At 70.6% G+C, this 20,301-nt stretch carries 24 protein-coding genes; 12 read left to right on the forward strand and 12 right to left on the reverse strand.

The genetic code is table 11. From position 1 onward, the window contains the following. The first annotated feature begins 141 nt into the window (after nt 1–141). Nucleotides 142–438 carry a WhiB family transcriptional regulator gene (locus ACIBI5_RS16270; protein WP_148036282.1) on the forward strand — a complete coding sequence of 99 codons (297 nt, stop codon included), beginning with the start codon at nt 142–144 and terminating at the stop codon, nt 436–438. A gap of 41 nt (nt 439–479) precedes the next feature. Here the strand turns inward: ACIBI5_RS16270 and ACIBI5_RS16275 are convergent, their stop codons facing one another. Beyond that, the gene (locus ACIBI5_RS16275) at nt 480–1,613 is read right to left on the reverse strand and encodes an ArsA family ATPase (protein ID WP_397103762.1); all 1,134 of its coding nucleotides are present in this window, start codon (nt 1,611–1,613) and stop codon (nt 480–482) included. After that, nucleotides 1,610–2,611 carry an ArsA-related P-loop ATPase gene (locus tag ACIBI5_RS16280; RefSeq protein WP_397247444.1) on the reverse strand — a complete coding sequence of 334 codons (1,002 nt, stop codon included), beginning with the start codon at nt 2,609–2,611 and terminating at the stop codon, nt 1,610–1,612. The genes ACIBI5_RS16275 and ACIBI5_RS16280 overlap by 4 nt, the downstream gene beginning before the upstream one ends. A gap of 77 nt (nt 2,612–2,688) precedes the next feature. On the opposite strand from ACIBI5_RS16280, the gene ACIBI5_RS16285 reads away from it, so the two are divergent. From ACIBI5_RS16285 to ACIBI5_RS16300, 4 genes are read left to right on the forward strand one after another with little or no spacing between them, the layout of a single operon-like run. Further along, nucleotides 2,689–2,844 carry a DUF4177 domain-containing protein gene (locus ACIBI5_RS16285; protein ID WP_181019660.1) on the forward strand — a complete coding sequence of 52 codons (156 nt, stop codon included), beginning with the start codon at nt 2,689–2,691 and terminating at the stop codon, nt 2,842–2,844. Beyond that, nucleotides 2,841–3,299 carry a RidA family protein gene (locus tag ACIBI5_RS16290; protein ID WP_397247446.1) on the forward strand — a complete coding sequence of 153 codons (459 nt, stop codon included), beginning with the start codon at nt 2,841–2,843 and terminating at the stop codon, nt 3,297–3,299. Before ACIBI5_RS16285 ends, ACIBI5_RS16290 begins: the two co-directional genes overlap by 4 nt. Before the next feature lie 59 nt (nt 3,300–3,358). Continuing rightward, nucleotides 3,359–4,165: an NUDIX hydrolase gene (locus ACIBI5_RS16295; RefSeq protein WP_397248028.1), complete on the forward strand. Its 807-nt coding sequence runs from the start codon at nt 3,359–3,361 to the stop codon at nt 4,163–4,165. Beyond that, entirely contained in the window at nt 4,162–4,950 is a 789-nt protein-coding gene (locus ACIBI5_RS16300) for an MBL fold metallo-hydrolase (protein WP_397247448.1), read from the forward strand. Before ACIBI5_RS16295 ends, ACIBI5_RS16300 begins: the two co-directional genes overlap by 4 nt. 4 nt (nt 4,951–4,954) lie before the next feature. Here the strand turns inward: ACIBI5_RS16300 and ACIBI5_RS16305 are convergent, their stop codons facing one another. From ACIBI5_RS16305 to ACIBI5_RS16315, 3 genes are all read right to left on the reverse strand, one after another. Beyond that, on the reverse strand, nt 4,955–5,479 hold the full coding sequence (locus ACIBI5_RS16305) for a hypothetical protein (RefSeq protein WP_397247450.1): 525 nt from the start codon (nt 5,477–5,479) through the stop codon (nt 4,955–4,957). A 100-nt stretch (nt 5,480–5,579) separates the two neighbouring features. After that, complete coding sequence (locus ACIBI5_RS16310) at nt 5,580–6,152, reverse strand: MFS transporter (protein WP_397247452.1); 573 nt, start codon at nt 6,150–6,152, stop codon at nt 5,580–5,582. Between the two features lie 101 nt (nt 6,153–6,253). Further along, a complete protein-coding gene (locus ACIBI5_RS16315; protein ID WP_184958766.1) occupies nt 6,254–6,934 on the reverse strand; it encodes a Crp/Fnr family transcriptional regulator in 681 nt (226 codons plus the stop codon). Nucleotides 6,935–7,041: 107 nt separating this feature from the next. On the opposite strand from ACIBI5_RS16315, the gene nth reads away from it, so the two are divergent. Further along, nucleotides 7,042–7,698 carry an endonuclease III gene (gene nth / locus ACIBI5_RS16320; RefSeq protein WP_397247454.1) on the forward strand — a complete coding sequence of 219 codons (657 nt, stop codon included), beginning with the start codon at nt 7,042–7,044 and terminating at the stop codon, nt 7,696–7,698. Nucleotides 7,699–7,752: 54 nt separating this feature from the next. Next, complete coding sequence (locus tag ACIBI5_RS16325; protein WP_397247456.1) at nt 7,753–8,403, forward strand: NUDIX hydrolase; 651 nt, start codon at nt 7,753–7,755, stop codon at nt 8,401–8,403. Here ACIBI5_RS16325 and ACIBI5_RS16330 read toward each other — a convergent pair. Then, complete coding sequence (locus tag ACIBI5_RS16330; RefSeq protein ID WP_397247458.1) at nt 8,350–8,670, reverse strand: hypothetical protein; 321 nt, start codon at nt 8,668–8,670, stop codon at nt 8,350–8,352. The two genes, ACIBI5_RS16325 and ACIBI5_RS16330, sit on opposite strands and share 54 nt — an antisense overlap. 81 nt (nt 8,671–8,751) lie before the next feature. On the opposite strand from ACIBI5_RS16330, the gene ACIBI5_RS16335 reads away from it, so the two are divergent. Next, nucleotides 8,752–9,942 carry a MarP family serine protease gene (locus tag ACIBI5_RS16335; protein ID WP_397247460.1) on the forward strand — a complete coding sequence of 397 codons (1,191 nt, stop codon included), beginning with the start codon at nt 8,752–8,754 and terminating at the stop codon, nt 9,940–9,942. 18 nt (nt 9,943–9,960) lie between these two features. Here the strand turns inward: ACIBI5_RS16335 and ACIBI5_RS16340 are convergent, their stop codons facing one another. The 6 genes from ACIBI5_RS16340 to acs form a co-directional block, all read right to left on the reverse strand. Further along, nucleotides 9,961–10,575, reverse strand: a complete 615-nt coding sequence (locus tag ACIBI5_RS16340) for a pentapeptide repeat-containing protein (protein ID WP_397247462.1) — start codon at nt 10,573–10,575, stop codon at nt 9,961–9,963. Nucleotides 10,576–10,595: 20 nt separating this feature from the next. Continuing rightward, nucleotides 10,596–11,042, reverse strand: a complete 447-nt coding sequence (locus ACIBI5_RS16345; RefSeq protein WP_397247464.1) for a DUF309 domain-containing protein — start codon at nt 11,040–11,042, stop codon at nt 10,596–10,598. Continuing rightward, nucleotides 11,039–11,953: an alpha/beta fold hydrolase gene (locus tag ACIBI5_RS16350; protein WP_397247466.1), complete on the reverse strand. Its 915-nt coding sequence runs from the start codon at nt 11,951–11,953 to the stop codon at nt 11,039–11,041. The genes ACIBI5_RS16345 and ACIBI5_RS16350 overlap by 4 nt, the downstream gene beginning before the upstream one ends. Further along, complete coding sequence (locus ACIBI5_RS16355) at nt 11,943–12,392, reverse strand: phage holin family protein (protein WP_397247468.1); 450 nt, start codon at nt 12,390–12,392, stop codon at nt 11,943–11,945. Before ACIBI5_RS16355 ends, ACIBI5_RS16350 begins: the two co-directional genes overlap by 11 nt. 31 nt (nt 12,393–12,423) lie before the next feature. After that, nucleotides 12,424–13,650, reverse strand: a complete 1,227-nt coding sequence (nhaA, locus tag ACIBI5_RS16360) for a Na+/H+ antiporter NhaA (protein WP_397247470.1) — start codon at nt 13,648–13,650, stop codon at nt 12,424–12,426. Between the two features lie 144 nt (nt 13,651–13,794). Beyond that, nucleotides 13,795–15,768 (reverse strand): acetate--CoA ligase, encoded by a 1,974-nt coding sequence (gene acs, locus ACIBI5_RS16365; protein ID WP_397247472.1) that lies wholly within the window; start codon nt 15,766–15,768, stop codon nt 13,795–13,797. 239 nt (nt 15,769–16,007) lie between these two features. Here acs and ACIBI5_RS16370 point away from each other — a divergent pair, with 239 nt between their 5' ends. The 4 genes from ACIBI5_RS16370 (at nt 16,008) to ACIBI5_RS16385 (ending at nt 20,297) form a co-directional block, all read left to right on the forward strand. After that, entirely contained in the window at nt 16,008–16,724 is a 717-nt protein-coding gene (locus tag ACIBI5_RS16370; protein ID WP_397247474.1) for an oxidoreductase, read from the forward strand. Nucleotides 16,725–17,398: 674 nt separating this feature from the next. After that, the gene (gene ssd / locus ACIBI5_RS16375; protein ID WP_397247476.1) at nt 17,399–18,442 is read left to right on the forward strand and encodes a septum site-determining protein Ssd; all 1,044 of its coding nucleotides are present in this window, start codon (nt 17,399–17,401) and stop codon (nt 18,440–18,442) included. Beyond that, entirely contained in the window at nt 18,442–19,593 is a 1,152-nt protein-coding gene (locus tag ACIBI5_RS16380; protein WP_397247478.1) for a TadA family conjugal transfer-associated ATPase, read from the forward strand. The genes ssd and ACIBI5_RS16380 overlap by 1 nt, the downstream gene beginning before the upstream one ends. Continuing rightward, nucleotides 19,590–20,297, forward strand: coding sequence for a type II secretion system F family protein (locus tag ACIBI5_RS16385; RefSeq protein ID WP_397247480.1), 708 nt, complete (start codon nt 19,590–19,592; stop codon nt 20,295–20,297). The genes ACIBI5_RS16380 and ACIBI5_RS16385 overlap by 4 nt, the downstream gene beginning before the upstream one ends. Nucleotides 20,298–20,301 lie beyond the last annotated feature (4 nt).

The raw sequence follows: 20,301 nt of genomic DNA on the forward strand, positions 1-20,301 counted from the left end.
GAGAAATTGGTCCTCTGGGGTCTGTCGGCCCGAACGTCTCGTTGCATACGTTCTCCTCTGCGGCAACTGAATACGGAGGCTCGGCGCCCGCGCCCGTCGGCCCCAAGTGACGACTGACCACCTAAGGGGAGTGGGGTCGAAATGTGGATCACGGATTGGACCTCCCGTGCCGCCTGTCGAGGTGCGGATCCGGACGCGTTGTTCGTCCAGGGAGCCGCGCAGAACAGGGCTAAGCTGATCTGCCGAGGATGCCCGGTCCGTACCGAGTGCCTCGCCGATGCGCTCGACAACCGCATCGAGTTCGGGGTGTGGGGCGGTATGACGGAGCGGGAACGGCGGGCGCTGCTGAGGCGACGGCCAGACGTGGACTCGTGGCGGGAGCTGCTCGAGTCTGCGAAAGAAGAGTACGAACGGACAAACGAGCTGATAGCGGGCTAACCCCGCGTGGAAAGCACGGCCGGCGAGCGTCGGCCGTGCTTTCATGCTCCCGAAGCCAGGAGTTCCCCGATCTGGTGCAGACCCGCCAGGTCGTGGACGTCCTCCGACATGGCGCGGACCTGGACGACAGGCACCGTGGGGTGCGCGGAGACGAAGTGCTCCTGCTCCCGGTGCTCACGGGCCGCGAGCTGCATCCGCCCGGTGTGGAGCCGCAACACGGCGGCGGTCAGCTCGTGCTCGCCCTTGGACTCCAGGTCCTCCGCCGCGGCCGCGCTGCGGGCCGCCGAGATGCCCGCCGCGGGCGAGAAGTGCACCCGGTTGACCACGAGCCCGGCCAGCGGCATGCGTTCCTCCGCGAGCCGTTCGACGAAGTACGAGGCCTCCCGCATCGCGTCGCGCTCGGGCGCGGCCACCACCACGAAGGCGGTGCCGGGCGCCTGCAGGAGCCGGTAGGTCATCTCCGCCCGCTGCCTGAACCCGCCGAAGACGGCGTCAAGCGCGGAGACGAACGTCTGCAGGTCCTTGAGCACCTGCGCGCCCAGCAGCTTGGTCATCGCTCCGGCCACGAGCCCGAACCCGGCGTTGAGCAGCCGGAAGGCGCTGCGGCCCCCGGCCTTGGCGGGCGCGGTGAGCAGCTTGATGAAGCGCCCGTCAAGGAAGCGGCCGAGCCGTTCGGGGGCGTCGAGGAAGTCCAGCGCGGAGCGCGAGGGCGGGGTGTCGACGATGATCAGGTCCCACTCGTCCGAGCGGCGCAGCTGCCCGAGCTTCTCCATCGCCATGTACTCCTGCGTGCCGGAGAAGCTGGACGACAGCGACTGGTAGAAGGGGTTCGACAGGATCTGCCTGGCCCGCTCGGGGTCGGCGTGGGCCTCGATGATCTCGTCGAAGGTCCGCTTCATGTCGAGCATCATCGCGAACAGCTGGCCACCGCCCTCCTCGGCGGTGTGCACCAGTCTGGGGGTGTTGTCCAGCTCCGAGAGGCCCATCGACTGCGCCAGCCGCCTGGCCGGGTCCACGGTCAGCACGACCGCGCCCCGGCCGCGCTCCGCGGCCCGCAGGCCCAGCGCGGCGGCGGTCGTGGTCTTGCCCACACCGCCGGCGCCGCAGCAGACGATGATGCGGGTCCCGCGGTCGTCGAGGATGGCGTCGACGTCGAGGGGGGCGGGCTTCTTCACGCGGCTCCCTGGTTTCGGATGCTTGCTGCCAGCTCATAAAGGCCGGCCAGATCTACACCGTCGGCCAGCAGGGGAAGCTCGTATCGGGGCAGCTCGGCCTGGTCGAGAGAGGCCCGCTCGGCGCGCTCGATCGCGGTACGGCGGGCGTGCTCGACCACCTCACCCACGAGGGATTCGGCCACCGCCACCGCGTCGGTCCCGTCGGCGAGACCGGCCGCCTTGAGCCCCAGTGTGAGTTCCCCCACGTCGAATCGGCCCTTGACAGCCGAGTCAAGTACGGCCCGCGGAAGCAGTGATTCACGGACCATATTGATGAAAATTCCGCCAGGCGGAAGACCGGCAGAACGCAATTCGGCGAGGCCGTCCAGCGTCTCCTGAACCGGCATCTCCTCCAGAAGCGTGACAAAGTGCACAGCCGTCTCGGGGGACTTCACCACCCCGCTCACCAGGTCGGAGTGGTTCTTGATCGGCCCGACCTTGGCCAGTCCCGCCACCTCCTGCGTGACGTTGAGGAAGCGGGTGATCCGGCCGGTCGGCGGCGCGTCGAGGACCACGGCGTCGTAGACGCGCCTGCCGTTCTTGGCCCGCCTGCGCACGGCCTCGGTGGTCTTGCCCGTGACCAGGACGTCGCGGAAGCCCGGCGCCACCGTGGTGGCGAAGTCGACGATGCCCATCCGGGTCAGCGCACGGCCGGCGCGGCGCATGCCGTAGAACATCTCCATGTAGTCGAGCATGGCCTCTTCCGGGTCGATGGCCAGCGCGTACACGTCGCCGCCGTCGGGGGCCACCGCGATCTTGCGCTCCTCGTAGGGGAGCGGTGGCAGGTCGAAGATCTGCGCGATGCCCTGCCTGCCCTCCACCTCCACGAGCAGCACCTTGCGCCCGCCCGCGGCCAGCGCGAGTGCCAGCGCCGCGGCCACCGTCGTCTTGCCGGTGCCGCCCTTGCCGGTGACGACGTGCAGTCGCACGCCGTCCCAATCGGTGTCCCGAGAGTCCACGATTCGAGGCTACCTGGCGGTCACTTACCGAAGCCTCCTGCGGGGGCATTGAGCTCCGTCACACTACGCTGAGCCGCATGAAGAAATGGGAGTACCTCACAGCCCCGCTGCTGATCCACAACACCAAGATGATCCTGGACAACTTCGGCTCCGACGGCTGGGAACTGGTCCAGATCGTGCCGGGCCCCAACGCCGAGAACCTGGTCGCCTACTTCAAGCGGGAGAAGGCATGACCCCCGAGGAGAAGATCGCCGATCTCGGCCTGACGCTGCCCGAGGTCGTACCTCCGCTGGCCGCCTACATCCCCGCCGTACGCACCGGCGACCTCGTCTACACCTCGGGCCAGGTGCCCATGGTGGAGGGCAAGCTGGTCGGCTCCGGCAGGGTCGGCGCCGACCTCACGGCCGAGGAGGCCGCCGGCCACGCCCGCATCTGCGCGCTGAACGCGATCGCCGCCCTGAAGTCGCAGGTGGGCGATCTGGCGAAGGTCGTGCGGATCGTCAAGGTCGTGGTCTTCGTGGCCAGCGCCCCCGACTTCACCGGCCAGCCGAGCGTCGGCAACGGCGCCAGCGATCTGCTGCGCGACGTCTTCGGCGACGCCGGGGTGCACGCCCGCAGCGCCGTGGGTGTGGCCGCGCTCCCGCTGGGGGCATCGGTCGAGGTGGAGCTGATCGCCGAGGTTTCCTGACGGACCGGATATGTCACCATGACCGAGTGATGTTCTAGTTGGAGGTCATCGTGACTGGTATCCCCCTGCCGAAGGATCTGGCCGGCCGCGCTCGCGACATCAACGCGGGACGCATCGAACCGGTCCCCGCCCGGGACGCCGCCACCGTGGTGATCCTCAGGGAGGGGCCGCTCAGAGGGCCGGAGGTGTATCTGCTGCGGCGCAAGACCACCATGGCCTTCGCCGCGGGCGCCTACGTCTTCCCCGGCGGCTCCGTGGACCCGCGTGACACCGACCACGCGGTCGCCTGGGCGGGGCCGTCCCCCCGGGAGTGGGGTGAGGTCTTCAACGCCGACGAGCGCACCGCCCGCGGACTGGTCTGCGCGGCGGTCCGCGAGACGTTCGAGGAGTCAGGGGTACTGCTGGCCGGGCCCGGCACCGATTCCGTGGTCGCCGACACCACCGGCGCCGACTGGGAAGCCGACCGCCTGGCGCTGATCGACAGGAGCCTGGCCTTCGCCGACTTCCTGGCCAAGCGCGGGCTGGTGCTCCGCTCCGACCTGCTGAAGCCGTGGGCGCACTGGATCACCCCCGAGATGGAGGAGCGCAGGTTCGACACCCGCTTCTTCGCCGCCGTGCTGCCCCCGGGCCAGCGCACCCGCGACGTGGGCGGCGAGGCCGACCAGGTCGCATGGAAACGCCCGTCCGAGGCGCTCGAACTGGCGGCCGGCGGCGAGATCTTCCTCATGCCGCCGACCTACCACACGCTCAACGAGCTGGCCGCCTTCGCGTCGGTGGGCGATGCGCTGGCCGTACAGCGAAAAATCATCACGATTCTCCCGCGAGCGGTAGAAATCGAGGGAGAGATGCGGTTGATGGTGTCATGAGCGGTCTCTACATCCCGATCGGCACCCCCGACGGATCCCGTACGGCTCACGCCGAGAACCTCCTCGCCCCCAACCCGGGCATGATGACGCTCGACGGCACCAACACGTGGGTCATCGGCACCAACGAGGTGATCGTCGTCGACCCCGGCCCCTCGGACGAGGCCCACCTCCTCCGCGTGGTCGCACACCTGGGCGAACGGCGGGTCCGCCACATCCTGCTCACCCACGGCCACCACGACCACAGCGGGGGCGCCAAGCGCTTCGCCGAACTCGTCGGCGCCCCCGTCCACGCCCTGGACCCGCTGCACCGCCTGGGCTCGGAGGGCCTGAGCGACGGCGACGTGGTTCGGGCCGGAGGCGTGGAGCTCCACGTGTACGCCACGCCCGGGCACTCCTTCGACTCCCTGTGCTTCTGGCTGCCGGAGGACCGCGCGATGCTGACCGGCGACACCGTTCTGGGCCGCGGCACCACCGTCATCGCCCAGGACGGCGGCCTGACCGACTACCTCCACAGCCTGGACCGCCTCAGGAAGACCGCTGAAGACCTGGAGGCCGACGCCCTCCTGCCCGGCCACGGCCCCGTCCTGGCGAACCCGCCGGCGGCGCTCGACGGCTACATCGCGCACCGCCGCGAACGCCTCGACCAGATCCGCCAGGCCAGGAAGAACGGCGCCAGGACCCCGCGCGAGGTCGTCGAAGTGGTGTACGCGGACGTGGACCGCTCGCTGTGGCCGGTGGCCGAGATCTCCGTCCGGGCCCAGCTGGACTACCTGGCCGGCGAGTGAGCGCTCAGGGCTGGACGAGGCCCACGGCGAACGCGTAGTCGTCCAGGGTGAACTGGGTGATGCCGTTCATGCGCAGGGCCTGCACCCGGACGGTGTAGGCCCCCGGGCCCAGGGGAGCGGAGAAGCGCTCCAGGGCGTGCGCCTCCTCGGCGTCACCGGGGCTGTCGAACTTGTAGTCCGTGCTCGCGACCGGGTGCAGTTCGGTGGTCGTGCCGGCGGAGTTGACCACGACGACGCGCACGGAGCACCACGCGCTGGCCGCGCCGACGCAGATGGACTCGGCGGTGAAGCGGGCGTCGACGAATCGTGTCGTCCCCGCGGGCACGGTGACGTTGACCGACGCGGTCGGGATGTTCCCCCAGGCTCCGATCGTCTGGGCGGTCCAGGGGCTGTTCTCGCCGGTGAAGGACTGCGCGCTGGTCTGCGTGCCGTTCTGGGAGCTGGGTACGGCGCCGGCGGACGTGGCCGCCAGTGCGAGCGCGCCGGACAGCGCCACCGTGGTGAACGCGGACTTGATGAGTCTGGACAACGGGATTCCTCTCTGCCGTCGCGGAGCCGTGCGCTCCGCGACCGGTCGTTTCTGGAATCACGCTGACAAGAACGTTGTGGCTGGTGAAGCCGTCCCTGAATTATCCGGACAAGTCCGTACGGGTCTCCGGAGCGGGGCGGGTACGCGGCGTGAAGAGCGCCACCGCCACCACGGCGACGACGGTCAGCGGCACGCAGACCAGGAGGTTCCATCGGAAGGAGAGGTACTGGGAGATGACGCCGCCGATCACGGGCCCGGCGTTCAGCCCCACCAGGGCCACCACCGCCGGGATCGCGACCGCCGGCCACCAGGTGGCGCCACGCAGGTGCGTCCTGGCGAGCTCGAACCCGGCCCGCAGCACGATCGCGGACGCCAGCCCCTGCCCGAACCGGCAGGCGACGAGCATGCCGCCGTTCACCGCGAACGCGCCCGCGGCCGACATCAGGCCGAAGCCGGCCAGACCCCACAGGAGCACGCTCAGACGGCCCTTCACGGGGATCAGCACCCCCAGGAGCGCCACGGGGAAGGCGTAGGCCAGCATGACCTCGGTCGCCGGGGTGAGGCCGAGCTCGGAGGTGATGATCGATCCGGCGGCGTTCAACACGGTCCAGTTCACCGAGAAGATCGCCACACATAAGGTCAGGGCCGCGACCATCTGCCATCGTCCAGTCATCGCCGGACCATACCCAGAAGAGGTTGACAACCACTTGCAACAACCGGCCCCTGCTGCCTGTAGGGCCCCACGGAGAACTGCCCGCACGGGCCCTTGGGCGGTCAGCGGGAGCGGTTGTGGAGGCGGTCCATGTCGAGGATCACGACCGCCTTGGCCTCGATGCGCAGCCAGCCTCGCTGGGCGAAGTCGGCCAGTGCCTTGTTCACCGTCTCCCTGGAGGCGCCCACCAGCTGGGCGAGCTCTTCCTGGGTCAGGTCGTGGTGGACGCGCAGCCCGTCGTCGGTCTTCGCGCCGAAACGTTCCGCCAGGTCCAGCAACTGCTTGGCCACGCGTCCCGGTACGTCGGTGAAGACCAGGTCGGCCAGCACGTCGTTGGTGCGCCGCAACCGCTGGGCCAGGGCGCGCAACAGGTGCAGGGCCACCTCGGGGCGGCCGGTTAGCCAGGGGCGCAGGTCGTCGTGGCCCAGCCCGGCCAGCCGTACATCCGTCAGAGCCGTGGCGGTCGCGGTGCGCGGCCGGGGATCGAACAGCGACAGTTCGCCGAACATCTCGCTCGGGCCGAGCACGCTCAGCAGGTTCTCGCGGCCGTCCGGGGACTGGCGGGAAAGTTTGATCTTGCCTTCGAGCACGACGTAGAGACGGTCGCCCGTCTCGTTCTCATGGAAGAGCGTCTGTCCCTTGGACAGCTGGACTTCGGTGATGCTCGTGCGCAGCGCCGCTGCGCTCTCACGGTCGAGCGCGGCGAACAGGGGGGCCTTGCCCAGCACGTCTTCGGTGTTCACTCTGCCTCCTCTGCTGCCATTGTGACGCACCCCACTTCCCGCCACGCACTTAGGCTAGGGAGATGCCCTCTGAGTCGAGACTCGCCCTGGTGCGCAGGGCGCGCCGGATGAATCGCATACTGGCGGAAACCTACCCCGACGCCCACTGCGAGCTCGACTTCGGTAACCCGCTAGAGCTGCTGGTCGCGACGATCCTCTCGGCGCAGTGTACGGACAAAAGGGTCAACATGGTTACTCCAACCCTTTTCGCGAAATATCCGACAGTCCAGGATTACGCCGCCGCCGACCGCGCCGAGATGGAAACGATCATCAAGTCGACCGGCTTCTTCCGTGCCAAGACCAACTCGATCATCGGCATGGCCCAGGCCGTCTGCGACCGCTACCACGGCGAGGTCCCCGGCAAGCTCAAAGATCTCGTCACCCTGCCCGGCGTGGGCCGCAAGACCGCCAACGTGGTCCTCGGAAACGCGTTCGGCGTGCCGGGCCTGACCGTCGACACCCACTTCCAGCGCCTGGTACGCCGCTTCGGCTGGACCGAGGAGACCGACCCGGTCAAGATCGAGCACGTGGTCGGGGAGCTCATACCCAAGCGGGAATGGACCATCTTCTCCCACCGGGTCATCTGGCACGGCCGCCGCATCTGCCACGCCCGCAGGCCCGCCTGCGGCGTGTGCCCGCTGGCCGCCCTCTGTCCCGCGTACGGCACCGGCCCCACGGAGGAGAAGGCCGCCCAGAAACTCGTCAGACCCGGCCCGTTCTCCTGATCTCGAACAACCTTGGTGGGAAGCTGCGAGGGCTCGATCGCGTTGGAGGTGTTCGTGACGCAGGTGCCCGACTGGCTGGACCAACTGGCGGCGAAAGCCGTACGCACGCAACCTCCCCGAGACATGCACCCGCCCGCCGACGGCGCGGGCAGGCGGGCGGCGGTGCTGATGCTGTTCGGCGAGGGCCCCCTGGGGCCCGACGTGCTGCTGATCCAGCGCAGCTCGCGCGGACGCAGGCACGCCGGTCAGCCCGCCTTTCCCGGCGGCGGCGTGGACCCGGAGGACGGCGGCCCGGTGCGGGCGGCGCTCAGGGAGGCCGAGGAGGAGACGGGACTGATGCCCCAAGGGGTGACGGTCGTGTGCACGATGCCCGAGGTGTACATCTGGCGCAGCGACAACCGCGTCACCCCCGTGCTGGGCTGGTGGCACGCGCCGTCGGCGGTGCGCGCGGCGGCCCCCGACGAGGTGGAGTCGGTGGAGCGGGTGCCGGTCGCCGAGCTGGTGGATCCGGGCAACCGGATGACGTTGCGCCACCCCGGCGGTTACGCGGGCCCGGCGTTCAGGGTGCGGGGGATGCTGGTGTGGGGCTTCACCGCGAGCCTGCTGGACGGGGTGCTGGGGATGAGCGGGTTCGAGCGGCCGTGGGATCCGTCAGTGACCGAGGATCTGCCGCCCGAGGCCGTCAAGCTGGCCCGCCGAGGCTAGGGCGGCGTGCCGTACGCCCGCATCGTCGTCGCCGACGGCCAGGTAGCGCAGGATCGGCAGCGACCGGAGCCTGAACGCGCTCAGGTCGGCCATGATGTGCACCCCCAGCAGCCGCTCAGCCGCGCTCTCCGCCGCGCACAGGCGTCTGGCCAGGGTGAAGGACTCTGAGTCCCCACGCGCTCGCAGCGCGCTGATCGCGCCCTTTCTGACGGGTCCGGCAGGGTCGGGGTCGGTCAGGGCCGTCTCGACGATCTCGCGCACGCTCACGCCGTCACGCTAGCCCGGAGGGTAAGCCCGTCCTGGCCGAAGGCGTGCACACTTGACCCGGTTGCTGGTTACCTTTGAAGCGTGCGCGGTGATCTGCTTGACCTCATCTTGATCGGCCTCGTGATCGCCTTCGGGATCTCGGGTTACCGGCAGGGCTTCATCATCGGCGTCATGAGCTTCGTGGGGTTCGTGGGCGGGGCGGTGCTCGGGGTGTTCATCGCGCCGCCGATCTCCAAGGCCGTGGTCAGCGGCCCGACCGAGCAGGCGCTGCTCGCCATCGTGATCGTCTTCCTGACGGCGACGATCGGCCAGTTCGCCTCCTCGACGATCGGCGCCGTCGTCCGCTCGCACGTCACCTGGGAGCCGGCGAAGCTGGCCGACGCGGTGGGCGGCACGTTCGCCAGCGCGCTGTCGGTGCTGGTCATCGCGTGGCTGATCGGCTCGCTGATCGTCTCGACCTCGTTCACGCCTTTGGTCACCCAGGTGAAGGACTCGCTGCTGCTGACCACGGTCGACGACGCGATCCCGCAGGCCGCGCGCAACTGGCAGCAGCCGTTCAAGCAGTTCATCGACAACTCCGAGTTCCCGCCGGTGTTCGACGCGATCGGCGGCGACCAGCTGGTCAACGTCGCGCCGCCCGACGTCAGCGTGCTGCAGGGCGGGAAGCTCAAGAAGGCCCGCGCGTCGATCGTCAAGGTCCAGGGCAACGCCGAGAGCTGCAACAAGCACATCGAGGGCACCGGCTTCGTCTACGAACCCGACCGGATCATGACCAACGCGCACGTGGTCGCCGGCGTCACCCGCGACCTGGAGGTCATCGACCAGGGCGGCAACAAGCACGCGGCGACCGTGGTCCGCTACAACCCGCAGCGCGACATCGCGATCCTGCACGTTCCCGGCCTCAACCTGCCCGACCTGGAGTTCGACGGCCAGGCCAGGAGCGGCGACAGCGCGATCATCGCCGGCTACCCCAAGGGCAAGGGCTTCACCGCCGAGCCGGCCCGCATCCGCAGCAAGATCCCCGCCAAGGGCCCCGACATCTACCGCAGCATGAACGTCACCCGGCAGGTCTACCAGATCCGCGGCAAGGTGCTGCCCGGCAACTCCGGCGGACCGCTGCTCACCGTCGACGGCAAGGTCTTCGGCGTGATCTTCGCCGCGGCCATCAGCCAGGAGGAGACCGGGTACGTCCTGACCGCCGACGAGGTCCGCCCCGACGCGTCGGCCGGACGCGCCGACGTCAGCCCGGCCAGCACCCAGCGCTGCGACTAGCCACACCCGCGCACGCCATCAGCGCACGTCGAAGCCCAGCGCGGCGGCCACGACCGTCGCCTGGAAGGAGTCGATGATCGCCTTCTTGACCGTGGTGACCTGCGGGTCGAGCGCGGCCAGGTCGCTGCCGCGCAGGTCGCAGGCGGTCAGGTCGGCGCTGTGCAGCCAGGCGCCCGACAGGTCGCTGCGCAGGATCTCGGCCTTCTCCAGCCGCGCCCCCGTCAGGTCGGCCTCGCGCAGCCGCACCCCGTGGAAGGCGCTGCCGCGCAGGTCGGCGCCGGGCAGGCCGACGAACGACCAGTCGCCGCCCTCGACCTTGAGCAGCCCGTAGCTGCAGCCGTCGAACATGCTGCCGGTGAACTTGCACGCCCGGAACGTGGCGTCGAAGAACGAGCACCGCCTGAACGTGCAGTTGACGAAGCTGGAGTCGTCGTGCTCGGAGACGTTGAAGCGCACCTGCGAGAACGTGCACTCCTCGAACGCCGAGCCGCGGTTGATCATCTCGGTCATGTCGACGTCGACGAACAGCACGCGGCGGAACGTCTCATGGTCGAGGTCGCGGCCGTCCCACTCGCCTGACCTGATCGCGGACTCGGTGGGCGGAGCGGGCGCCCCGTGCTTGCGTTCGGCCATGCCGTCAGGCTAGCCGCGGGCTACGACAGTTCGAGCTCGCGCAGGATCAGGGCGATGGCCGCGCTCGCGTCGCTGTCCTCGCCGAAGCCCGTCGCCGCCCTGCCCACCTGGTCGTACGGCGGGCCGTACCCCTGGATGCGGGCGGCGCCGCGGCTGAAGAGGGTCAGGGCCCCGCGCCCGTTGCCCCGTTGCAGGTGGGTGAGGCCGACGCAGATCTGCGCCAGGCCTTGCCACAGCTCGCGCTCCTCGTCGGGGGCGCATTTCCAGCGGCCCTCGAACACCTCGTGCGCGTGGAAGGGCTTGTGCTCGGACAGGAACCGGCGGCCGTCGTCGAGCGCCTGCTCGGTGGTGGGGGCGTAGTCGTCGGGGACGCGTGGGACCCCGGCCGTGCCGTACGGCAGGGGACGGCCGAACTCGTCGCGGGGGCGCGCGTTGCGCGGCCTGCCCTCGCTGTCGCGGTCTCTCATCGATCAGGCTCCGGGTCGGCTAGCCACCCGAGCAGCTCTGCGTCGAACTTCTCGGGGGTCTCCTCGTGGGGGAAATGCCCCGCTCCCTCGATCAGCCTCCAGCGGTACGGCGCGGCGACGTATCGGCCGGAGCCCTGCGCGGTGCGCGGCAGGACGCAGGTGTCGAGCAGGCCGTGCAGTTGCAGGGTCGGCGACTCGACCGCGGTGCGCATGGCCCTGGCGTAGCGCAGGCCGTCGGGCCGCAGCTGGGAGCGGCCGAACCAGCGGTGGTACTCCAGGGCGAGGTGGGCCACCGCGGGGATGCGGAAGGCCTCGCGGTAGGTGCGGCCGGTCTCGGCGTCGGGCCAGCCGGGCCGCGACCAGGCCTCCAGCAGGCTGCCCACGAGCGCGCCCTCGTGGGCGACGAGCCGCCGCTCGGGCAGGGTCGGCAGCTGGAAGCGCAGGGCGTGGCGGTTGGCCCTGAACTGGCCGGGGCTGAGCAGCGTGCGGCGCAGGCGGCGCGGGTGCGGCGCGCCCACGGTGACCAGCCTGCTGACGCTCTTGGGGTCCATGACGGCCATGGTCCAGGCCATCAGGCCGCCCCAGTCGTGGCCGACGACGATCGCGCGGGTCTCGCCGAGGGCCCTGATCAGGCCGGTGGCGTCGCCGGCCAGGGTGGGCAGGTCGTAGCCGCGCGGCGGCTTGTCGCTGCCGCCGTAGCCGCGCAGGTCGACCGCGACCGCCCGGTAGCCCGCCTCGGCCAGGGAGACGAGCTGGCGCCGCCAGGTCCACCAGAACTGCGGGAAGCCGTGCAGCAGCAGGACGAGCGGCCCCTCGCCGGCCTCCACGACGTGGAAGCGGGTGCCGCCGGCGTGTACGCCGCGGTGTGTCCAGGGCCCCTCGATCTGGACGAACGCCTCGTCAGGTGCCATCTGGCTTCACCGGCTCGCGATGTGTGCCCGCCAGGCCCGCGGTCGGCACCAGGCCGTCGTCGGGGTCGGCGATCTCCTTGAGTCCCTTGATCGAGCGCGCGGTGCGCTTCATGCCGGCGAGCCCCTTGAGCCTGCGCATGCCGATGAACACCAGCAGTCCCGCGGCCAGCAGGTAGAAGACGGTCACGATGAGGAAGGCGGCCCACGTCGGCAGCCATTGGTCCAGCACGTACGCGATCGTGAAAGAGATCAGGATCAGGCACAGGTGGGCCATGAACGCCGCGGCGGCGAACAGGCCCGCGGCCGTGCCGACGCGTTTGGCGTCGAACCTCAGCTCGGCCTTGGCCAGCTCGATCTCCGAGCGGACCAGCGTGGAGATCTGCTGGCTCGCCTGGGCGACGAGAGAGCCCAGGGATTCCTCTTCCGTGGTCTGCTGCATGAACGTCTCCTATCGGGGCCTGGTGGCCATGTCAAACATCATCCAGCGCCCTGCGGCGATTGCGTACCCGGAGGTTGAGGAGCACCGCGGCCAGAACCGAGGCGATCAGGCTGGCCGCGAGGATCCCCGTGGTGACGGCGTCGGCGCGCTGCGGATCGTGTCCGTAGGCGAGGCCGCCGATGAGCAGCGACACCGTGAACCCGATCCCGGCCAGCAGTGACACCGCCGCCATGTCCCGCCAGTGCAGCTCTTCCGACAGTCTCGCCAGGCCGAGCCTCACCGACAGCCAGGCGCCGCCGAAGACTCCGAGGAACTTGCCGAGCACGAGACCCGCCACCACCCCCAGAACTACCCGATCGGAGAAGATACCGCTCATGCTTGACGCGTTGAGTTGCACCCCCGCCGACAGAAAGGCAAAGACCGGAACGGCGAAGCCCGCAGAAAGCGGGCGGATGTGGTGGTCGGCGGCCTCCGACGGAGAGCGTTCCTCGGTGTCGTCCGCCCACACGCGCGTGAGCAGTCCGAGCGCCACACCGGCGACGGTCGCGTGCACGCCGCTGACCTCGACGAAGTACCACGCCAGTACGGCGAGCGGCAGATAGATCCATACCCCCTTGACCCGCTTGTACTGCAGGAACCCGTACAGGCAGATCAGCGCGGCCCCGGCCGCCAGCATGATCAGGTCGAGGTTCTCCGTGTAGAAGATCGCGATGATGGAGATCGCGCCGAGGTCGTCGACGACGGCGCTGGTCAGCAGGAACGCCCGCAGGGCCGCGGGCATCGCGCTGGCGGTGACGGCGAGGACGGCCAGGGCGAAGGCGATGTCGGTCGCCGTGGGGATCGCCCACCCGCGTCCGGCCTCGGGCGCACCCCAGCTGACCAGCAGGAAGATGGCCGCCGGGACGATCATGCCGGCGATGGCCGCGATGATCGGCAGGGCCGCCTTGCGCAGGTTGCTGAGCTCGCCGTGGACGAACTCCTCCTTGACCTCCAGCCCCGCCACGAAGAAGAAGATGGTCAGCAGGCCGTTCTGGGCCCAGGTGACGAGTTCGAGATCGAGGTGGAGCGCCGCCGGTCCGATCTTGGTGTCGCGGAGGGCGGCGTAGCTCTCGTAGGACACGTTGGCCCAGATCAGCGCGGCCACGGTGGCCGCCAGCATGATGATGCCGCCGATCGTCTCGGCGCGCAGCGCTTCGGCGAGCGTGCGGGCGTAGCGGACGGTGGGCCGGAACGGCCAGACCTCGGCGGCGCGGCGCAAGGTGGTTCCCCCTCGGGAGTGGCGGTTTTGGGGTCGGTACCCCCTGTCGCCGACCAGACTTCCCGGCACACCCGTGATTAATGTACCCGTAAGCATGAGGAAGGCCCCCATAGGGGCTATGAGGGCCTTCTTCTACCTCGGTGCTCAGTCCTCGCTCTTGGCGGAGGGCAGCTTCTCCGAGATGAGGTTCATCACCGTGCTGTCGGCCAGCGTGGTGACGTCGCCGACGCTGCGGTTCTCCGCCACGTCGCGCAGCAGGCGGCGCATGATCTTGCCGGAGCGGGTCTTGGGCAGCTCGGGCACGACCAGGATCTGGCGCGGCTTGGCGATCGGGCCGAGGGTCTTGGCCACGTGGTTGCGCAGCTCGGTGGCGATGTCCGCGCCCTCCTCCGCGGTGCCGCGCAGGATGACGAACGAGACGATCGCCTGGCCGGTGACCGGGTCGGTGGCGCCCACGACCGCCGCCTCGGCGACCTTCGGGTGGCTGACCAGGGCCGACTCCACCTCCGTGGTGGAGATGTTGTGGCCGGACACGAGCATGACGTCGTCGACCCGGCCGAGCAGCCAGATGTCGCCGTCCTCGTCGCGCTTGGCGCCGTCGCCGGCGAAGTACATGCCGGGGAAGCGCGACCAGTAGGTGTCGATGTAGCGCTCGTCGTCGCCCCAGATGGTGCGCAGCATCGACGGCCACGGCTCGCGGACGGCCAGGTAGCCGCCGCCTCCGTTGGGCACGCTCTGGCCCTGGTCGTCGACCACGTCGGCGACGATTCCCGGCAGCGGGCGCATCGCCGCGCCCGGCTTCGCGCTGGTCACGCCGGGGAGCGGGCTGATCATGATCGCGCCGGTCTCCGTCTGCCACCACGTGTCCACGACGGGGGTACGGCCGGCGCCGATGTGCTCGCGGTACCAGACGTAGGCCTCGGGGTTGATGGGCTCGCCCACGGAGCCGAGGACGCGCAAGGACGACATGTCGAACTTCGCGGGGATGTCGTCGCCCCACTTCATGAACGTCCGGATCGCGGTGGGCGCGGTGTAGAGGATCGTGATCTTGTACTTCTGCACGATCTCCCAGAACCTGCCGCGGTGCGGGGTGTCTGGGGTGCCCTCGTAGATGACGCTGGTGGCGCCGTTGGCCAGCGGGCCGTACACGATGTAGGAGTGCCCGGTCACCCAGCCGATGTCCGCGGTGCACCAGTAGATGTCGGTCTCGGGCTTGAGGTCGAAGACCGCGTTGTGGGTCCAGGACGTCTGGGTGAGGTAGCCGCCGGTGGTGTGCAGGATGCCCTTCGGCTTCCCGGTGGTGCCGCTGGTGTAGAGGATGAACAGCGGGTCCTCGGCGTCGTGCGGCTCGGGGGTGTGCTGGTCGCTCTGGCGCTCGACGATGTCGGCCCAGAAGACATCCCGGTCGTACGTGGAAATTTCCTGATTTGTCCGGCGGACGACGAGCACGTGCTCGATCTGCGGACACTGGGCCACGGCCTCGTCCACGGTCGGCTTGAGCGCGGACGGCGCGCCCCTGCGGTAGCCGCCGTCGGCGGTGATCACGAGCTTGGCGTCGGCGTCGTCGATGCGGCTCTTGAGCGCGCTGGCCGAGAAGCCGCCGAAGACCACCGAGTGGATCGCGCCGATGCGGGCGCAGGCCAGCATCGCGATCGGCAGCTCGGGGATCATCGGCATGTAGATCGCCACGCGGTCGCCCTTGGCGACACCCAGCTCCTGGAGCGCGTTGGCGGTCTTGTTGACCTCCCGCTGCAGGTCCGCATAGGTGAGGGTACGGCTGTCGCCCTCAGGCTCGCCCTCCCAGTGGTAGGCGACCTTGTCACCCCGCCCGGCCTCCACGTGGCGGTCGACGCAGTTGTAGGCGATGTTCAGCCTGCCGCCGGTGAACCACTTCGCGAACGGCGGGTTCCACTCCAACGTGGTGTCCCAGCGCTTGGCCCAGGTCAGGCGGTCTGCGGCGCGCTCCCAAAACCCGAGACGGTCGGCCGCCGCCTCGTCGTATGCGTCGGCGGTCACGTTCGCGGCCGCGGCCAGGTCGGCGGGTGGTGCGAACCTGCGGTTCTCCTGCAGCAGGTTCGACAGCGCCTGGGGCTCGGTGCCAGGGGTTTCCGGGGCCACCTGAGTGCTCCTTCTATGGCCAGATTGGTTAGGTCGTGTCCCACTTCACCAGGTGGCGGGCGGCTCAAGCAAGAGGTCTAGACAGGTCCGTACCGGCCGTGGCGCTTATCCCTCGTCATTACCTTCGCTATTGACCCGATGTCATCGCGAAAGCAGAGAATGATGGAACGAGCCAATTTGTCGGGGTTTATGGGCCCCCTCAGCGGCCCCACGAGTTACCCACAGGTAAGGTCGGACGCGTGAGTGACCCTCTGGCCGCAGTCGCGAAGCTTCCCGGCGTTCCCGAGGCCGTCGACGAGGCCCGTGAAGCCGTCGACCGGCTTTACCGGCATCGAGTGCTGCGCCGGGCCCGTCCCGCGGTGTCCACCGAGTCGTCCCTGCGTGGCGCGCGGGCTTCGGCGGCGCTGGAGGGCGCGGACGTCACGCTGGACGCGCTGCGCCGCGACGAGGTGTCCGATCCGGTCGTGCAGGGCGCGCTGCGGGCCTCGGCGGAGGTCGGCAGGCTGGGCCCGACCTGGCGCAAGGCTCCCCGGCAGGTCATGGCCCGCCTCCACTCGGTGGCGGCGGCCGGTCTCGTCGGCCAGGACGCGCTCGGGCGGCCGTCGGCGGGAGGACCGCGGCTGGACGCCCTCTTCGGCCTGCTGGAGACGCCCACCAAGGCTCCGGCCCTGGTCCTGGCCGCGATCGTGCACGCGGAACTGGCGGTCCTGCGTCCCTTCGGCAGCGCGGACGGGGTCGTGGCGCGCGCCGCGGAACGGCTCACGCTGGTGGAGTTCGGCCTGGACCCGAAGTCGATCGTCGCGGTCGAGGTGGGGCACCTTGAGCAGGACTACGAGGCCGGCCTGAAGGCGTACGTGGACGGCGGGGTGGCCGAATGGGTACGCCAGTGTGCCGCCGCGGTAAGCCTTGGTGTCCGGGAGACGACGGCCATCTGCGAGGCCATGCAACGCGGCTGAACATAGCTGACGGCGCCTCGCTTGTGAGACGCCGTCTGCCGTGCATCACACCGGGTTACCAAGCGTGCACCTCAATTCGTCGGATCGGGTCAAGCCCGTCTCGACGCGCCTCCCGCGGCTGGTCGCGCGTGGGTACCCGGCTGACGCACCCGGACAAGTGGTCCGTGTCCCCTTTCTACGTCGGATTCGCCCTGATGGGAACCCCTGGGACCAAGACCTTTACTGCGGCGTGGGGCACCGGTCCGATCTTTGCCGGCCGTACGAGCGGGGTCGCGGGGTGACCTTCCCGTGATGATCACGCTGAGTGATCTCCTTTATGTGATCGTTAGCTTCCGAGGAAAAAACTTAGCGAAAATGCGAGATTGCTCCTCGACGAAACTCGAGTCGATCGGGCAGCATACGGTGGTATCTCCCGAAACTGGAGCGACTGTGCATGGGTTTGCATTGCAAGTCCCTTGCCATGCTCTGGTTAAGTGTTGAAAGCTTTCTTCTGAAACGGGACCGGCTCTACCCCCCCGGAGCCGGACCGATCAGGCGACCCCCGCTCTCCCCCCCGGCGGGGGTCGCCCCTTTTCCACAGTCGGCGGCTCCATCCACAGAACCCCGTTCGGCTCCTCGCGCCGCCCGCGCCTCCCCGCATGGTTGTCCTCCCAACCCGCCCCGGGAGGCATCCGATGCACCGTCCCCTGGTCATCACCGAGGACCAAGACCTCCTCGACGACCTCGTCCGCGTGGCCGCCGCGGCCGGAACACAGCTCGACGTCGCCCACAACCCCGCCGTCGCCCGGCCGTACTGGGGCATCGCCCCGGTGGTCGTGGTCGGCGACGACCTGGCGGGGAAGGTGGCGGAAACCGCCCCGCCCGCGCGCGAGCGCGTCTTCCTGGCCGCCCGCGAACCCGCCGACCCCGGAGCCTGGCGGCGCTGCGTGGAAGTGGGCGCCCAAGCCGTCATGGACCTTCCGGGCGACGAACGCCGCCTGGTGGAGGAGTTCGCCGAGGCCCTGGAGCCCGCCTCCCGCGCGGGCGTGGTGGCCTGCGTGGTCGGCGGCCGCGGTGGCGCGGGCGCCAGCGTCCTGGCCGCCTGCCTGGCCCTGAAGGCCTCCGCCGACCGCCTCGCCACCCTCCTCGTCGACGCCGACCGGCTCGGCGGCGGCATCGACGCGCTTCTGGGCCGCGAGGAGGCCCCGGGCGCCCGCTGGAGCGACCTGCTGGCCAGAGAGGGCCGCATCAACGCGGGCGCCCTGTCCGCCGCCCTGCCCGCCTTCGGCGACCTGGCCCTGCTGAGCTTCGGCAGAGGACGGGCCGCCCCGGTCCCGCCGGCCGCCATGCGCGCGGTGCTCGAAGCGGGGCGGCGCGGCTTCGACCTCGTCGTGGTCGACCTGCCACGCCACCTCGACCCCGCCGCCGCGGAAGCCCTGGCCAGGGCCGACACCACGTTCGCCGTCGCCACGGCCGACGTGCGCGGCGTCCTGGCCACCGCCCAGGTCGTGCACGACGTGGCCGAGCACACCGCCGACATCAGGGCCGTGGTCCGGCCGGGCGCCCTCGACGAGCGGGCCGTGGCCCACAGCCTCGACCTCCCGCTCGCCGGCACCCTCCCCGACCATCCGAGGCTCTCGGCCACACTCAACCGCGGCGAACTCCCGCGCCTGGGCCCGCGCACCGCCCTGGGCGGTCTGTGCGCCACGCTCGTCCAAACGCTCGCCCAGGACCGCTGATGGAGTCCCCGCCCGCCGACCTCGTCGAGGCCGTGCGCGCCAGGCTGGCGCGCACGGGTGTCGAGCCGAGCGCCGCCCAGGTCGCGCTCGCGCTGCGCGCCGAGAAGTCCGTGTACGGCGACGCCGAGATCCTGGCCGTCGCCCGCGCCCTGTGCGCCGACCTGATCGGCGCGGGGCCGCTGGAGCCCCTGCTGGCCGCGCCCGACGTCACCGACGTCCTGGTCAACGGGCCCCGCGAGGTCTGGGTCGACGACGGCCGGGGGCTGCGCCGTACCCGGGTGGCCTTCGCCGACGACGCCGCCGTGCGCAGGCTGGCCCAGCGCCTGGCCGCCGCCGCGGGCCGCCGGCTGGACGACGCCTGCCCTTACGTGGACGCCCGGCTGGCGGGCGGCGTACGCCTGCATGCCGTGCTGCCGCCCATCGCCTCCGGCGGCACGTGTGTCTCACTGCGCCTGCCGCCGCGGCAGACGTACACGATGGACGCCCTGGTCCGCGCGGGCACGCTGGCCCCGGAGGCGGCCGCGATCCTGCGCCGCACGGTCGCGTCCCGGCTGGCCTTCCTGGTCACCGGCGGCACCGGCACCGGCAAGACCACGCTCCTGTCCGCGCTGCTGTCCCTCGCCGATCCCGGCGAACGCCTGCTGCTGGTCGAAGACTCCGCCGAACTACGTCCGGAACACCCGCACGTGGTGCGGCTGGAGTCGCGCCCGGCCAACCTGGAGGGCGCGGGCGGCATAGGCCTGCGCGATCTCGTACGGCAGGCGCTGCGCATGCGGCCGGATCGCGTGGTGGTGGGCGAGGTCAGGGGCGCCGAGGTCGTCGATCTGCTGGCGGCGCTCAACACGGGGCACGAGGGCGGCTGCGGCACGCTCCACGCGAACGCGGCGGCCGACGTGCCCGCGCGGCTGGAGGCGCTGGGGTGCGCGGCCGGACTCAGCAGGGAGGCCGTCCACAGCCAGCTCGCGGCCGCGCTCGACGTGGTCGTGCACCTGGCCAGGAGCCGCGCCGACGGGCGGCGGCGGGTCGCGGAGATCTGCCTGCTGGACCGGACGCCGTCAGGGCTGGTGGAGGCACGGACGGCCATGACGTTCCACGAGGCCGGGGCCGTGCGGCTCGGGCCCGCTTACGGGCGTCTTGAGGAGGCGTTGTGAACGCCCTTGTCGTGGCCGCCATGGCGGTCGGCGGGTTCGTCTGGCTGTGGAGCGGGTTCCGGCACGCCGCCGAGGTCCGGCTGGCGCGGGTCCTGGGGCGGGGGCCCGCGGCCGGGCTCCGGTGGGCGTGGATCACCCGGCTGGTCCGGCGGCGGCGGCCGGTGGCCGACGAGTGGCATCGGGCCTCCATCGAGCTTTGCCACGCCTTGTCGGCCGAGTTGGTGGCGGGCCGTACGGCGGGGGAGGCGCTGGCGCGGGCCATCGCCTCGGTGGACGTCCCCGGCGACCTGCGCGAGGTGACGGCAGCGGCACGGGACGGCGGTGACGTCGCCGCGGCCCTGGTCGCCGCCGCCCCCGAACAGGGTGGTGAGGGGCTGCGGCGGCTGGCGGCCTGCTGGAGCGTCGGGGTCGGCGTGGGCGCCGGGATGGCGGCGCTGGTGGAGCGGGTGGCTCACGCGCTACGCGCCGCTCAGGCGCATCGGCAGGATGTGGCCGCCCAGCTGGCCGGGCCGCGTACCACCGCCCGGTTGCTGGCCGGGCTGCCCTTGCTGGGGGTGGGGATGGCGGCCGCGATGGGGATGCGTCCGCTCGACTTCCTGTTCGGCGGGGTGCCTGGGCTCGCCTGCCTGGGGGCGGGCGTCCTGCTCGACATCGGCGGCCTGTGGTGGACCGGCCGCATGGCCAAGGCCGCGCTCGACTCGTGAGGAG

The sequence above is a fragment of the Nonomuraea sp. NPDC050540 genome (genome assembly GCF_044457485.1).
Lineage (GTDB): Bacteria > Actinomycetota > Actinomycetes > Streptosporangiales > Streptosporangiaceae > Nonomuraea.

Bases quoted from the DNA above. Each gene is read 5' to 3' on its own strand.
- ACIBI5_RS16270 (WP_148036282.1), top strand. From the start codon at position 142: ATGTGGATCACGGATTGGACCTCCCGTGCCGCCTGTCGAGGTGCGGAT.
- ACIBI5_RS16285 (WP_181019660.1), top strand. From the start codon at position 2,689: ATGAAGAAATGGGAGTACCTCACAGCCCCGCTGCTGATCCACAACACC.
- ACIBI5_RS16290 (WP_397247446.1), top strand. From the start codon at position 2,841: ATGACCCCCGAGGAGAAGATCGCCGATCTCGGCCTGACGCTGCCCGAG.
- ACIBI5_RS16300 (WP_397247448.1), top strand. From the start codon at position 4,162: ATGAGCGGTCTCTACATCCCGATCGGCACCCCCGACGGATCCCGTACG.
- ACIBI5_RS16310 (WP_397247452.1), bottom strand. From the start codon at position 6,152: ATGACTGGACGATGGCAGATGGTCGCGGCCCTGACCTTATGTGTGGCG.
- nth (WP_397247454.1), top strand. From the start codon at position 7,042: ATGAATCGCATACTGGCGGAAACCTACCCCGACGCCCACTGCGAGCTC.
- ACIBI5_RS16340 (WP_397247462.1), bottom strand. From the start codon at position 10,575: ATGGCCGAACGCAAGCACGGGGCGCCCGCTCCGCCCACCGAGTCCGCG.
- ACIBI5_RS16345 (WP_397247464.1), bottom strand. From the start codon at position 11,042: ATGAGAGACCGCGACAGCGAGGGCAGGCCGCGCAACGCGCGCCCCCGC.
- ACIBI5_RS16350 (WP_397247466.1), bottom strand. From the start codon at position 11,953: ATGGCACCTGACGAGGCGTTCGTCCAGATCGAGGGGCCCTGGACACAC.
- ACIBI5_RS16355 (WP_397247468.1), bottom strand. From the start codon at position 12,392: ATGCAGCAGACCACGGAAGAGGAATCCCTGGGCTCTCTCGTCGCCCAG.
- ssd (WP_397247476.1), top strand. From the start codon at position 17,399: ATGCACCGTCCCCTGGTCATCACCGAGGACCAAGACCTCCTCGACGAC.
- ACIBI5_RS16380 (WP_397247478.1), top strand. From the start codon at position 18,442: ATGGAGTCCCCGCCCGCCGACCTCGTCGAGGCCGTGCGCGCCAGGCTG.